This window comes from Streptomyces sp. NPDC042371 (assembly GCF_056437465.1).
This window is the reverse complement of the sequence record NZ_JBWKAP010000005.1, coordinates 408,235-421,601: the sequence shown is the minus strand read 5'-3', so window position 1 is coordinate 421,601 and position 13,367 is coordinate 408,235. Positions and strand designations below refer to the sequence as shown.

11 protein-coding genes are annotated in these 13,367 nt (G+C 72.8%); 9 read left to right on the top strand and 2 right to left on the bottom strand.

Features of this window, described 5'->3' with window-relative positions; translation table 11 throughout:
* Positions 1 to 283 precede the first annotated feature (283 nt).
* From AC068B_RS17930 to AC068B_RS17895, 8 genes are all read left to right on the top strand, one after another.
* On the top strand, positions 284 to 1,297 hold the full coding sequence (locus AC068B_RS17930) for an EamA family transporter (RefSeq protein WP_478672730.1): 1,014 nt from the start codon (positions 284 to 286) through the stop codon (positions 1,295 to 1,297).
* Between the two features lie 75 nt (positions 1,298 to 1,372).
* Positions 1,373 to 2,257: a TIGR03084 family metal-binding protein gene (locus AC068B_RS17925; protein WP_478672497.1), complete on the top strand. Its 885-nt coding sequence runs from the start codon at positions 1,373 to 1,375 to the stop codon at positions 2,255 to 2,257.
* 59 nt (positions 2,258 to 2,316) lie between these two features.
* Complete coding sequence (locus tag AC068B_RS17920; protein WP_478672728.1) at positions 2,317 to 3,969, top strand: acyclic terpene utilization AtuA family protein; 1,653 nt, start codon at positions 2,317 to 2,319, stop codon at positions 3,967 to 3,969.
* A complete protein-coding gene (locus tag AC068B_RS17915; protein ID WP_478672496.1) occupies positions 3,966 to 5,570 on the top strand; it encodes an acyl-CoA carboxylase subunit beta in 1,605 nt (534 codons plus the stop codon). The genes AC068B_RS17920 and AC068B_RS17915 overlap by 4 nt, the downstream gene beginning before the upstream one ends.
* 11 nt (positions 5,571 to 5,581) lie before the next feature.
* Positions 5,582 to 7,462, top strand: coding sequence for an acetyl/propionyl/methylcrotonyl-CoA carboxylase subunit alpha (locus AC068B_RS17910; RefSeq protein ID WP_478672495.1), 1,881 nt, complete (start codon positions 5,582 to 5,584; stop codon positions 7,460 to 7,462).
* Positions 7,459 to 8,643 (top strand): acyl-CoA dehydrogenase family protein, encoded by a 1,185-nt coding sequence (locus AC068B_RS17905; RefSeq protein ID WP_478672494.1) that lies wholly within the window; start codon positions 7,459 to 7,461, stop codon positions 8,641 to 8,643. Before AC068B_RS17910 ends, AC068B_RS17905 begins: the two co-directional genes overlap by 4 nt.
* Positions 8,644 to 8,655: 12 nt before the next feature.
* Complete coding sequence (locus tag AC068B_RS17900; protein ID WP_478672492.1) at positions 8,656 to 9,390, top strand: enoyl-CoA hydratase family protein; 735 nt, start codon at positions 8,656 to 8,658, stop codon at positions 9,388 to 9,390.
* Positions 9,378 to 9,971: a TetR/AcrR family transcriptional regulator gene (locus AC068B_RS17895; RefSeq protein WP_478672491.1), complete on the top strand. Its 594-nt coding sequence runs from the start codon at positions 9,378 to 9,380 to the stop codon at positions 9,969 to 9,971. Before AC068B_RS17900 ends, AC068B_RS17895 begins: the two co-directional genes overlap by 13 nt.
* Before the next feature lie 93 nt (positions 9,972 to 10,064).
* On the opposite strand, the gene AC068B_RS17890 is transcribed toward AC068B_RS17895, so the two are convergent.
* A complete protein-coding gene (locus AC068B_RS17890; protein WP_478672490.1) occupies positions 10,065 to 11,165 on the bottom strand; it encodes a citrate synthase 2 in 1,101 nt (366 codons plus the stop codon).
* Positions 11,166 to 11,540: 375 nt separating this feature from the next.
* On the opposite strand from AC068B_RS17890, the gene pdxH reads away from it, so the two are divergent.
* On the top strand, positions 11,541 to 12,176 hold the full coding sequence (gene pdxH, locus AC068B_RS17885) for a pyridoxamine 5'-phosphate oxidase (protein WP_478672727.1): 636 nt from the start codon (positions 11,541 to 11,543) through the stop codon (positions 12,174 to 12,176).
* Between the two features lie 114 nt (positions 12,177 to 12,290).
* On the opposite strand, the gene AC068B_RS17880 is transcribed toward pdxH, so the two are convergent.
* A complete protein-coding gene (locus AC068B_RS17880) occupies positions 12,291 to 13,154 on the bottom strand; it encodes an alpha/beta fold hydrolase (RefSeq protein ID WP_478672488.1) in 864 nt (287 codons plus the stop codon).
* Between the last annotated feature and the right edge of the window lie 213 nt (positions 13,155 to 13,367).

Here is a 13,367-nt window from a genome sequence, read left to right as displayed (position 1 = left end):
CGCGGAGCATAACGGGAGCGCAATCGGCATTTCACAAGCCGTGCCGGGCGCCGTAGCTTCGATATGTGGACGTGGGTTGCGTACAGCAGTAAAGGGGCCCCACAATCCTGTCGTAGTGCATTAGCTTGGACGGTAAAGTCCAGCGCCTTGAACTCCGGAGCTCCGGAGTGCGCACCCCGGAAGAATCCCGAAAGTGCCGCAGAGCACCAGGAAAGGCTCGCCCGTGAACGTCTCCCGCAGCGACCAGGCAACACCCGCGGCGACCCCTGGGGGGACGGCGGGCATCCGCGGCCGCATCGGCGCACTCGGCCCCGTCGGGCTCGTCCTCGCGGGCGGGATCTCCGTGCAGTTCGGCGGCGCGGTCGCCGTGAGCGTGATGCCGAGGGTCGGGGCCGTCGGCATCGTGGCGCTGCGGCTCGCCTTCGCCGCGCTCGTGCTGCTCGTGGTGTGCCGACCGAAGGTGCGCGGGTATTCGCGCGCCGACTGGGGCACGGTCGTGGCGTTCGGCGTGGCGATGGCGGGTATGAACGGGCTCTTCTATCAGTCCGTCGCCCGTATCCCCATGGGTCCCGCCGTCACCCTCGAAGTCCTCGGACCGCTCGCGCTCTCGGTGCTCGCCTCGCGCCGCGCGGTGAACCTGATCTGGGCCGGGCTCGCCCTGTGCGGTGTCTTCCTGCTCGGCGGCGGAGGCGGCTTCGACGGCCTCGACCCGGTCGGTGTGGCCTACGCCCTCGGCGCGGGCGCCATGTGGGCGACGTACATCCTCTTCAGCGCGCGCACCGGGCGGCGCTTCCCGCAGGCCGACGGCCTGGCCCTCGCGATGGTGTTCGCGGCGGTGCTGTTCATGCCACTCGGGATCGCCGTGGCCGGGTCGAAGCTGATCGAGCCGGGCACGCTGGCGCTGGGCGCGGCCGTCGCGGTGATGTCGTCCGTGCTGCCGTACACCCTCGAACTCCTCGCGCTGCGGCGGCTGCCCGCGCACACCTTCGCGATCCTGATGAGTCTGGAACCGGCCATCGCGTCCATCGCCGGGTTCCTCATCCTGAGCCAGGCCCTGTCCGTCGTGGAGGCGCTGGCGATCGCGCTGGTCATCGCGGCGAGCATGGGGGCGGTGCGGACGCAGGTGGGGCGGCGCGCGAAGGCGGATCCGGCCGCGGGGTCGGCCGGTGAGGCGGCTTCGGAGACGGGTCCCGTCGCGGAGGCCGACGTGAACCCGGTCGTGGAGATGGGCGCGGGGCCCGCCGCGGCAGCCGATGTCGAGGCGCTCACGGAGTCTTCGGCGCGCTCCGGAAAGTAATGCAAGCACGCTTGCTTGTTTCTGCGAGCGCTGCCATGCTCCCAGGCACTGTCGTGCCCCCGAGGGGAGCGTTCCGTGTCCGATGCCCTGCCCGTGCTCGACGACCTGCGCAGCGAGAGCGAGGAACTCGACGGCCTTGTCGCGGAGTTGAGCCGGGAGAGGTGGTCCCTTGCGACACCCGCGCCCGGCTGGACCGTCGCCCACCAGATCGCGCACCTGACCTGGACGGACCGGGCCGCGCTGCTCGCCGCCACCGACCCGGACGCGTTCGCCGCCGAGGTCGAGAAGGCGGTGGCGGCACCCGGCTCGTTCGTCGACGAGGGCGCGGCGGAGGGCGCCGCGCTGCCGCCCGGCGAGCTGCTCGCCCGCTGGCGGACCGGCCGCGACGAGCTGTGGCGGGTCCTGAGCGAGGCCCCGGCCGGTACGCGCCTGCCCTGGTACGGGCCGCCGATGGCCGTCCCGTCCATGGCGACGGCACGGCTCATGGAGACCTGGGCGCACGGCCAGGACGTGGCCGACGCGCTCGGGGTGGCGCGGGGCGCGACCGACCGGCTGCGGCACGTGGCGCGGATCGGGGTGCGGGCGCGTGACTTCGCCTTTGCGGTACGTGGACTGAGCGCTCCGGGCGAGGAGTTCCGGGTCGAGCTGACCTCGCCGGTCACGGGGGAGGTGTGGGCGTACGGCCCCGAGGACGCCGCCCAGCGCGTGACGGGGCCCGGCCTCGACTTCTGCCTGCTCGTCACCCAGCGCGCCCACCGGGCCGACCTCGCCGTACGAGCCGAGGGCCCCGACGCCGACCGCTGGCTCGACATCGCCCAGGCCTTCGCGGGACCGCCCGGCGCGGGGCGGGCGTCGAAGGAGGACGCGGGGCGGGCGTCGAAGGGGGACGGGGACTCTGCGGCGACCGGCTCCGCGGAACCGCCCCGCACCGACCGCCCCTCGGAAGGAGTCGGCCGGTGACCGCACGTCCCCTGCGCATCGGCAACGCCTCCGGCTTCTACGGCGACCGCTTCGACGCGATGCGCGAGATGCTCACCGGCGGCCCCCTCGACGTCCTCACCGGTGACTACCTCGCCGAGCTCACCCTGCTCATCCTCGGCCGCGACCGGCTCAAGGACCCCTCGCGCGGCTACGCCAAGACCTTCCTGCGGCAGCTGGAGGAGTGCCTCGGGCTCGCCCAGGAGCGGGGCGTCCGCATCGTCGCCAACGCGGGCGGGCTCAACCCGGCCGGGCTCGCCGACGCCGTGCGGGAGCTGGCGGACCGGCTCGGGCTCGGCGGGCTGCGCATCGCGCACGTCGAGGGCGACGACCTCGGCGCCCGCTTCCCCGGCGCCCTCACCGCCAACGCCTACCTCGGCGGCGCCGGGATCGCCGCGTGCCTGGACGCGGGCGCCGACATCGTCGTGACCGGACGCGTCACCGACGCGGCCCTGGTCACCGGGCCCGCCGCGGCCCACTTCGGCTGGGCCCCCGACGCGTACGACAGGCTCGCGGGAGCCGTCGTCGCCGGGCACGTGCTGGAGTGCGGCTCCCAGGCGACCGGCGGCAACTACGCCTTCTTCGCCGAGCACGGGCGGGGGCCCGACGCCCTGCGGCACCCGGGCTACCCCCTCGCCGAGATCCACGAGGACGGCTCGTCCGTCATCACCAAGCACGACGGCACCGGCGGTTTCGTCGACGTCGGCACGGTGACCGCGCAGCTCCTCTACGAGACGCAGGGCGCCCGGTACGCGGGCCCGGACGTCACCGCCCGCCTCGACACGGTCGTCCTCACCCAGGAAGGCCTCGACCGCGTCCGCATCGACGGGGTGCGCGGCGAGGCGCCGCCCCCGACCCTCAAGGTGGGCCTCAACCGCCTCGGCGGCTTCCGCAACGAGGTCGTCTTCGTCCTCACCGGACTCGACATCGAGGCCAAGGCGGCCCTCGCCCGCGCCCAGATCGAGGACGCCCTCGACCGCGCCAAGTCCCGCCCCGCCGAGGTCCGTTGGGAGTTGGCCCGCACCGACCGCGCCGACACCCCCACCGAGGAGAGCGCCAGCGCCCTGCTCCGGCTCGTCGTACGGGACACCGACGCGGACACGGTGGGCCGCACCCTCAGCGGCGCCGCGATCGAGCTCGCCCTCGCCAGCTACCCCGGCTTCCATGTGACGGCCCCGCCCGGAAAGGGTTCGCCGTACGGGGTCTTCGAGGCGGCGTACGTAGAACGCGAAAGCGTCCCCCACGTCGCGGTCCTGCCGGACGGCGAACGCACGCCTGTCGCCGGGGACACCCGCTCCACCGAAACCCGCACCCTCGAACCTCTCGCGCCCCCACCCCTCCCCGCGCCCCTCCCGCCCGGCCCCACCCGCCGCGCCCCCCTCGGTCTCGTCGCCGGGGCCCGCAGCGGCGACAAGGGCGGCGACGCCAACGTCGGCGTATGGGTGCGGTCCGACGACGCCTGGCGGTGGCTCGCCCATGAGCTCACCGTCGAGCGGCTGCGCGAACTCCTGCCGGAGGCCGCCCACCTGCGCGTCGCACGCCACGACCTGCCCAACCTGCGCGCCCTGAACTTCGTCGTCGAGGGGCTGCTCGGCGAGGGCGTGGCCGCACAGGCCCGCTTCGACCCGCAGGCCAAGGGTCTCGGCGAGTGGCTGCGCGCCCGCCACCTGGACATACCGGAGGTACTCCTGTGACCGTCCTCGCCTCCGCGCTCGACCCATCGGGCGCCGAGTACGCCGAGCACCGACAGGCCATGCTGGACCGGCTCGCCGAGCTCGGCACCGAGCAGGGCAAGGCGCTCGCGGGCGGCGGCGAGAAGTACGTCGCCCGGCACCGCAAGCGCGGCAAACTCCTCGCCAGGGAGCGCATCGAACTGCTCCTCGACCCGGACACGCCGTTCCTCGAACTGTCGCCGCTCGCCGCCTGGGGCAGCGACTACCCCGTCGGCGCCTCCATGGTCACCGGCATCGGCGTCGTCGAGGGCGTGGAGTGCCTGATCACCGCCAATGACCCGACCGTCAGGGGCGGCGCCTCCAACCCCTGGACGCTGAAGAAGGCCTTCCGGGCGCACGAGATCGGGCACGCCAACCGGCTGCCGTCCATCCACCTCGTGGAGTCGGGGGGCGCCGACCTGCCCTCCCAGAAGGAGATCTTCATCCCGGGCGGTGCCCTCTTCAAGCACCTCACGCAGTCTTCGGCGGCCGGGATCCCGACCATCGCCGTCGTCTTCGGGAACTCCACCGCGGGCGGCGCCTACGTGCCCGGCATGAGCGACCACGTGATCATGGTCAAGGAGCGCGCGAAGGTCTTCCTCGGCGGCCCGCCCCTGGTGAAGATGGCGACCGGTGAGGAGAGCGACGACGAGTCGCTCGGCGGCGCCGAGATGCACGCCCGCACCTCCGGCCTCGCCGACTACCTCGCCGAGGACGAGCGGGACGCGCTGCGCCAGGCCCGCCGGGTTGTCTCGCGTCTCAACTGGCGCAAGGAGTACGCCGATCCGGACCCGGTGTCCGTGGCGGCGCCCAAGTACGACGAGGACGAACTCCTCGGGATCGTCCCCGGTGATCTGAAGAAGCCCTTCGACCCGCGCGAGGTCATCGCCCGCATCGTCGACGGCTCCGACTTCGACGAGTTCAAGCCGCTGTACGGGAGCTCGCTCGTGACCGGGTGGGCCGCCCTGCACGGCTATCCCGTCGGCGTCCTCGCCAACGCGCAGGGCGTCCTGTTCAGCGAGGAGTCGCAGAAGGCCGCCCAGTTCATCCAGCTGGCGAACCAGCGCGACATCCCGCTGCTCTTCCTGCACAACACCACCGGCTACATGGTCGGCAAGGAGTACGAGCAGGGCGGCATCATCAAGCACGGCGCGATGATGATCAACGCGGTCAGCAACTCGCGGGTGCCGCACCTTTCCGTGCTCATGGGGGCCAGCTACGGCGCCGGGCACTACGGCATGTGCGGGCGCGCCTACGACCCCCGCTTCCTCTTCGCCTGGCCCAGCGCCAAGTCCGCGGTCATGGGACCGCAGCAGCTCGCGGGCGTCCTGTCGATCGTCGCCCGCGCCTCCGCCGCAGCCAAGGGGCAGCCCTACGACGACGAGGCGGACGCCGGTCTTCGCGCCATGGTGGAGCAGCAGATCGAGGCGGAGTCGCTGCCGATGTTCCTGTCCGGGCGGCTCTACGACGACGGGGTCATCGACCCGCGCGACACCCGCACGGTCCTCGGTCTCTGCCTCTCCGCGATCCATACCGCCCCCTACGAGGGCGCGCGCGGCGGCTTCGGCGTCTTCCGGATGTGAGGAACTCCCCCATGATTACTTCCCTGTTGGTGGCCAACCGGGGCGAGATCGCCTGCCGCGTCTTCCGCACCTGCCGCGAGCTCGGCATCGCCACCGTCGCCGTGTACTCCGACGCCGACGCGGACGCCCTGCACGTGCGCGAGGCCGACACGGCGGTCCGGCTGCCGGGGTCCGCGCCCTCGGACACGTACCTGCGCGGCGACCTCGTCGTGAAGGCGGCCCAGGCCGCGGGCGCCGACGCGATCCACCCCGGCTACGGCTTCCTCTCCGAGAACGCGGGCTTCGCGCGCGCCGTCCTGGACGCGGGCCTCGGCTGGATCGGGCCGCCGCCCGAGGCGATCGAGGCGATGGCGTCCAAGACGCGCGCCAAGGAGCTGATGGGCGTCGAGCCGCTCGGGGACGTCACCGAGGCCGATCTGCCCGTCCTGGTGAAGGCGGCGGCGGGCGGTGGCGGGCGCGGCATGCGTGTCGTACGGGAACTGGCTTTCCTCGAAGAGGAGTTGGCGGCCGCCCGTGCGGAGGCCGCCAGTGCCTTCGGGGACGGTGAGGTGTTCGTCGAGCCGTACGTCGAGGGCGGGCGGCACGTCGAGGTGCAGATCATGGCCGACGCGCACGGCACCGTCTGGCCGCTCGGCACCCGCGACTGCAGCCTCCAGCGCAGACACCAGAAGGTCATCGAGGAGTCACCGGCCCCGGGCCTCGCGCCGGAACTCGTCGACGAACTGCACGCGCAGGCCGTGCGTGCCGCGCGCGTCACCGACTACCGCGGCGCGGGCACCGTCGAGTTCCTGGTGGCGGGAGGGCGGGCGCACTTCCTGGAGATGAACACCCGGCTGCAGGTAGAACACCCGGTCACCGAGGCCGTTTTCGGGCTCGATCTCGTGGCGCTGCAGATCCGGATCGCCGAGGGCCTCGCCCTGGAGAAGGACCCTCCGGCCGCCCACGGACACGCCGTCGAGGCCCGCCTCTACGCCGAGGACCCCGCCGCCGACTGGGCCCCGCAGACCGGCACCCTGCACCGCATCGACGTACCCGGCGCGGTGCGCCTGGACACCGGATACGCCGCGGGCGACACCATCGGCGTGCACTACGACGCGATGCTCGCCAAGGCCGTCGCGTACGCCCCGACGCGCTCCGAGGCGCTGCGCAAGCTGGCGGGCGCCCTGGAACGCGCCGCCGTGCACGGCCCCGTCACCAACCGCGATCTGCTCGTACGCTCCCTGCGGCACCCGGAGTTCACCGCGGCCCGCATGGACACCGGCTTCTACGACCGGCACACCGCCGCGCTCACGGCCGCCGCGCCCGACCCGCACGCACCGCTGGCCGCGGCGCTCGCCGACGCGCACGGCCGCTCCCGGTTCGGCGGCTGGCGCAACCTCCGCTCCCAGCCCCACCTCAAGCGCTACCGCACCGAGCCCGACGGCACCGAGCACGAGGTCCGCTACCACCACACCCGGCAGGGCCCGGCCGCCGACGGCGTGACCGTGATCAGTGCGAGCGCCGGACTCGTCGTCCTCGAAGTGGACGGCGTAAGACGGCAGTTCACGGTCTCCCGGTACGGGGAGCGCGTGCACGTCGGCACGCCCGAGGGGGACACCGCCCTCACCCCGCTGCCCCTGCTCCCCGAGCCCACCACCCGCCGCGCGCCCGGCTCCCTGCTCGCCCCGATGCCCGGCACCGTCGTGCGCGTCGCCGAAGGGATCGCCGAGGGGCAGCAGGTCACGGCCGGGCAGCCGCTCGTCTGGCTGGAGGCGATGAAGATGGAGCACCGCATCTGCGCCCCCGCCTCCGGCACGCTCACCGCCCTGCACGCCGTGCCCGGCCGCCAGGTCGAGGTCGGCGCGCTGCTCGCCGTCGTCCAAGCAGCCGCCCAGGAGGAAGAAGTCTCATGAGCACAAGCACCGCTCGCAGCACCGTCCTCGAAACCGAAGAGCACCAGGCCCTGCGCGCCGCCGTCGCCGCGCTCGGACGCCGGTACGGCCGCGACTACCTGGCCAAGGTCGCGGGCAGCGGCGGGCACCCCGACGAGCTGTGGGCGGACGCCGCCAAGCTCGGCTACCTGGGCGTGAACCTACCCGAGGAGTACGGGGGAGGGGGCGGCGGTATCGCGGAACTCTCCATAGTCCTTGAGGAGTTGGGCGCCGCTGGCTGCCCGCTGCTCATGATGGTCGTCTCGCCCGCGATCTGCGGCACCGTCATCGCCCGCTTCGGCACCGAGGAGCAGAAACGCACCTGGCTGCCGGGCCTCGCCGACGGCACCCGCACCATGGCGTTCGGGATCACCGAGCCCGACGCGGGCTCCAACTCGCACCGCATCACCACCACGGCCCGCCGCGACCCGGACTCCGGCGACTGGCTGCTGACCGGCCGCAAGGTCTTCATCTCCGGCGTCGACATCGCCGACGCGACGCTCATCGTGGGCCGTACGTCGGACGCCCGGACCGGCAGCCTCAAGCCGTGCCTGTTCATCGTCCCGCGCGACGCCCCCGGGTTCGAGCGCCGTCAGATCGAGATGGAACTCCAGGCCGCGGAGAAGCAGTTCGAGCTCGTCCTCGACGACGTGCGGCTGCCCGCGGACGCGCTCGTCGGCGACGAGGACGCGGGCCTGCTCCAGCTCTTCGCGGGGCTCAACCCCGAGCGCATCATGACGGCCGCGTTCGCGCTCGGCATGGGCAGGTACGCGCTGTCCCGCGCCGTCGAGTACGCCAAGGAACGCAGCGTGTGGAAGGCCCCGATCGGCGCCCACCAGGCCATCGCGCACCCCCTCGCCCAGTCCCACGTCGAGATCGAACTGGCCCGCCTGATGATGCAGAAGGCCGCCAGGCTCTACGACGAGGGCGACGACGTCGGCGCGGGCGAGGCCGCCAACATGGCCAAGCTCGCCGCCGCCGACGCCTGTGTGAAGGCCGTCGACCAGTCCGTGCACACGCTGGGCGGCAACGGCCTGACCAAGGAGTTCGGCCTCGCCTCGATGATCGTCGCGTCACGCGTGGCGCGGATCGCCCCGGTGAGCCGGGAAATGATCCTCAACTACGTCTCGCACCAGACCCTGGGCCTGCCCAAGTCCTACTGAGGAGCCCCCCCCATGAGCCTCACCGTCTCCTCGCCGGTACGCGGCATCACCACCGTCACCCTGGACGCGCCCGAGCGGCGGAACGCGCTCTCGGCGGACCTGGTGAAGGCCCTCGCCGAGGCGCTGGCCGACCTCGGCGAGGACGGCGACACCCGCGCCGTCCTGCTCACCCACACCGGCACGACGTTCTGCTCGGGCGCCGACCTGAAGGCGCCGCCCGACCCCGCCGCGTTCGTCGCGCTGCTCCGGCAGCTCGTGGCGCTGCCCAAGCCGGTCGTCGCGCGGGTGGACGGCCATGTGCGGGCGGGCGGGCTCGGGCTGCTCGGCGCCTGCGACCTGGCGGCCGCGGGTCCCGCCTCGTCCTTCGCGTTCACGGAGGTGCGCCTAGGCGTGGCCCCCGCCGTGATCTCCCTCCCCCTCCTGCCCCGCCTCGATCCGGGCGCGGCCTCCCGCTACTACCTCACGGGGGAGCGCTTCGACGCGGCGGAGGCGGCCAGGATCGGCCTGGTCACGGTGGCCGGACCGGACGTCGACGCCGCCCTGGAACCCCTCCTCGACGGGCTCCGCGCGGCGGCGCCGGGCGCCCTGGCCGAGACGAAGAAGCTGCTCACGGCTAGGGTGCTCGACGCATTCGACGACCAATCGGACGCCCTCACGGCCCTGTCCGCGCGGCTCTTCGGCTCCGCCGAGGCGCGCGAGGGGATGTCGGCGTTCCTCGAACGACGGGAGCGCCCATGGGTGCTGTGACCGCCGCCGACCGGGCACCCAAGCAGGACCGCAGCCGCGCGACCCGGCAGAAACTCCTGGAGGCCGCCGTGTCCTGCCTCGCCGAACACGGCTGGGCGGGCTCGACGGTCTCGGTGGTCGCCGAGCGGGCGGGTGTCTCGCGGGGCGCGGCGCAGCACCACTTCCCCACCAGGGAGGACCTGTTCACGGCGGCCGTGGAGTACGTCGCCGAGCAGCGCTCGACCGCGTTGCGCTCCCTGCCCGCGCAGGACCGGGCGTCCGTGGTCGCCGCCCTCGTCGACCTCTACACGGGCCCGCTCTTCCGCGCGGCGCTCCACCTGTGGGTGGCCGCGTCGAACGAGCCCGCGCTGGGCTCCCGGGTCACGGAACTGGAATCCCGCGTGGGCCGCGAGACGCACCGCATCGCGGTGGAACTGCTGACCGCCGACGAGTCCCGCCCCGGCGTCCGCGAGACGATCCAGGGCCTCCTGGACATGGCCCGCGGCCTGGGCCTCGCGAACCTGCTGACGGACGACGGGGTGCGCAGGGACCGGGTGGTGGCGCAGTGGACGGTGCTGGTGGAGGGCGCGCTCGAAACGTGAGCCCTCAACCGCCGGGGGAGGCTATGCAAGCCCCTCCAGCGATTGAGGAGCGGGGGCCGGGGCAGAGCCCCGAGACGTCAGCGCACCAGGGCCTCAGCGCGCGATCTCGCCGTAGCCCTCGATGGCCTGCGGGGATCGGCTGCCGGGGCCGATGTAACGGGCCGAGGGCCGGACGAGCCGCCCCGTCCGCTTCTGCTCCAGGATGTGCGCCGACCACCCCGCGGTCCGCGCACACGTGAACATCGACGTGAACATGTGCGCCGGTACCTCCGCGAAGTCGAGGACGATCGCCGCCCAGAACTCCACGTTCGTGGCGAGGACGCGGTCGGGCCGACGGGCGTGCAGCTCGTCGAGGGCCGCCTTCTCCAGCGCCTCCGCGACCTCGAAGCGCGGCGCCCCCAGCTCACGGGCGGTACGGCGGAGCACCCGGGCCCGCGGGTCCTCGGCCCGGTACACCCGGTGCCCGAAGCCCATCAGCCGCTCGCCCTTGTCCAGCGCCTGCTTCACGTACGCCACCGCGTCACCCGTGCGCTCGATCTCCTCGATCATGCCGAGGACCCGGGACGGGGCGCCGCCGTGCAGCGGCCCGGACATCGCGCCCACGGCCCCGCTCAGCGCCGCCGCGACGTCCGCGCCGGTGGAGGCGATGACGCGGGCGGTGAACGTGGAGGCGTTCATGCCGTGCTCGGCGGCCGACGTCCAGTACGCGTCGACGGCCTGCACGTGCTTGGGATCGGGCTCTCCGCGCCACCGCTTCATGAACCGCTCGACGACCGTCCCCGCCTTGTCGATCTCCCGCTGCGGGACCATCGGCAGGCCCTGTCCGCGGGCCGACTGGGCAACGTAGGAGAGCGCCATGACGGCGGCCCGCGCCAGGTCCTCGCGGGCGCGCTCCTCGCTGATGTCGAGCAGCGGCCGCAGGCCCCAGACGGGCGCGAGCATGGCGAGGGCGGACTGGACGTCGACGCGGATGTCGCCGGAGTGCACCGGGATCGGGAACGGCTCGGCGGGCGGCAGACCGGGGTCGAAGGCACCGTCGACGAGCAGGCCCCACACGTTTCCGAAGGAGACGTGGCCGACCAGGTCCTCGATGTCGACGCCGCGGTAGCGGAGCGCGCCGCCTTCCTTGTCCGGTTCGGCGATCTCCGTCTCGAACGCGACGACTCCTTCAAGGCCAGGTACGAAGTCGGACATCAGGCGGCTCCTCAAGATGTGTTCGACATGATGGTTGCGAGAGATGGGATTGCGATCAGCTCATGACCATGTGTCAAAAGTGGGCGTTTCCGGTCCGGTTCCACGGTCGTGTCCGCCGATGCGCGGCGAATCCGGCGACTCGCGGTCCGGAACGGTCTTCCCGGTGATGCCCCGTGAGGCTGGTGGTCACCCAACCGATGCGGCAGCAGGACGATATCTGTTGGTGCCACCTTTGGCGATGGCATGCGGCACTCAGTGCCACACGTCACCTCTCCGTGGGCCGGTGCGCCCCCTCGGAAGCCCCTGTGGCCGTGGCAAATACGGCAAGATGACCGCGTGACCGACTCCAGTGTCCCTCTTCCGGAACCGGCTGAGATGCGTGAGCAGTACGCCACCGGCGGGCTGTCCGAAACCGAGCTGCCGGCCGCGCCCATGGACCAGTTCGCGCTCTGGTTCAAGGAGGCGGCACGCGACGGGGACGCCGTCCACGAGCCGAACGCCATGGTCGTCTCCACGGCCGACGCGGCGGGCCGCCCCAGCTCCCGCACGGTGCTCCTGAAGGGCTTCGACGAGCGGGGCTTCGTCTTCTTCACCAACTACGAGTCCCGCAAGGCCCGTGAGCTCGACACCAACCCGTACGTCTCGCTGCTCTTCCCCTGGCACGCGGTGGCCCGTCAGGTGATCGTCTCGGGCACGGCGGAGCGCGTCGGCCGCGAGGAGACGGTCGCCTACTTCCGCACCCGCCCGCACGGCTCCCAACTGGGCGCCTGGGCCAGCGCCCAGTCCTCCGTGCTCACCTCACGCGCGGAACTCGACCGCGCGTACGCCGACCTGGCGGCGCGCTACCCCGAGGGCGAGCAGGTCCCGGTGCCCCCGCACTGGGGCGGCTTCCGGGTCCGTCCGCAATCGGTCGAATTCTGGCAGGGCAGAGCGGACCGCTTGCACGACCGCTTGAGGTACGTGCGTGAGGAGGCGGACCAGGGCTGGCGGGTGGAACGCCTGAGCCCTTAGAGCCTGTGTGATCACCCTGCCCGGCGCAGGCAGGACATGTGAGCCCGTCCGGCGATTGAGGACGAGCGGGCCGGAGGCCACGATCAGACGGCGCCCCACGCACAGAGCGCCAAGTCACCCCGTCAGGACCCCGTCCAGAAACGGTTCGACGGCGGCCCGCCACGCCGCAGGCTGGTCATAGTGCACAAGATGCCCCGCGTCGGCCACCTCCGCGTACTCCCCGCGGGGCAGGACGCGGACCATCTCCTGGGACTCGGCCCGGCCGAGCTCGCCGTCCTGGCCGCGCACGACGAGTGCGGGGCAGCGGACCTGGATCAGCTCCTCCCAGTGCGCGTCGTGCACCCACGTCTCGCGGGAGCGGAGCATCTGGGCGCGGTCGAAGACGGGCCGCCAGCCGTCGGGGCCCTCCGCCATCACCTCGGCGAAGAACTCCCCGCGCGCGGGGTTGGGACGCTCCACCCAGGGGTCGTCCTCGCCGAACCACTTGCGCACGTCGGCGAGCGTCGCGAACGGCACGGGCCAGGACTTGAACCAGTCCTCCCACTCGCGCTGGGAGGCCCCGCCGAGCGCGGAGGCCCGCATGTCGCAGATGATCAGGCCCCGGACGAGGTCGGGGCGGCGCGCGGCGAGCTGCCAGGCGGTGAGCGCGCCCATGGAGTGGCCGATGAGGACGGCGGGCGCGAGGTCGAGCTGGACGAGGGCGGCCTCGGCGTCGTCCACGTAGGCATCGCGGCTGTAGGGGCCGTCGGCGGGCTTCTCGCTCCTGCCGTGGCCGCGCTGGTCGAGGGCGACCGCGCGGTGCCGCTCGGACAGCCAGCGGGCGGTGCCCGTCCAGTGGGAGGCGCGGCCCATCAGGCCGTGCAGTAACAGCACCCCTCCGGAGGACCCCTCGGCCTCCCTGAGCTTGGGAGGGTCGGCGTACTCCCAGGCGGCGAGGCGTACGCCGCCCGCGCCCGTCACGTCGATGCGCCGCACCATGATTCCTGGCACCCCCCTTGGTTCCGCCCGGGTTTCACGCCTGGTCCTGCTCCACACCCCCGCACGCTATCGAACCTGTTTTCGAAAGCGGCCGGTTCGCCGGTAACACCCCTCGTTCGGGTGACCACGCTCAAGGATTGACTGCCGCGGCCGAGGGGAGATCTTCAGCGGGAGGCGGGCCGCTCGGGGAAACCGGCCCGTGGGGAATGACCC

What these genes read in the sequence shown, in the direction of transcription:
- AC068B_RS17900 (WP_478672492.1), top strand. Translation starts at nt 8,656, where the DNA reads ATGAGCCTCACCGTCTCCTCGCCGGTACGCGGCATCACCACCGTCACC.
- pdxH (WP_478672727.1), top strand. Translation starts at nt 11,541, where the DNA reads ATGCGTGAGCAGTACGCCACCGGCGGGCTGTCCGAAACCGAGCTGCCG.
- AC068B_RS17910 (WP_478672495.1), top strand. Translation starts at nt 5,582, where the DNA reads ATGATTACTTCCCTGTTGGTGGCCAACCGGGGCGAGATCGCCTGCCGC.
- AC068B_RS17905 (WP_478672494.1), top strand. Translation starts at nt 7,459, where the DNA reads ATGAGCACAAGCACCGCTCGCAGCACCGTCCTCGAAACCGAAGAGCAC.
- AC068B_RS17890 (WP_478672490.1), bottom strand. Translation starts at nt 11,165, where the DNA reads ATGTCCGACTTCGTACCTGGCCTTGAAGGAGTCGTCGCGTTCGAGACG.
- AC068B_RS17880 (WP_478672488.1), bottom strand. Translation starts at nt 13,154, where the DNA reads ATGGTGCGGCGCATCGACGTGACGGGCGCGGGCGGCGTACGCCTCGCC.
- AC068B_RS17895 (WP_478672491.1), top strand. Translation starts at nt 9,378, where the DNA reads ATGGGTGCTGTGACCGCCGCCGACCGGGCACCCAAGCAGGACCGCAGC.
- AC068B_RS17920 (WP_478672728.1), top strand. Translation starts at nt 2,317, where the DNA reads ATGCGCGAGATGCTCACCGGCGGCCCCCTCGACGTCCTCACCGGTGAC.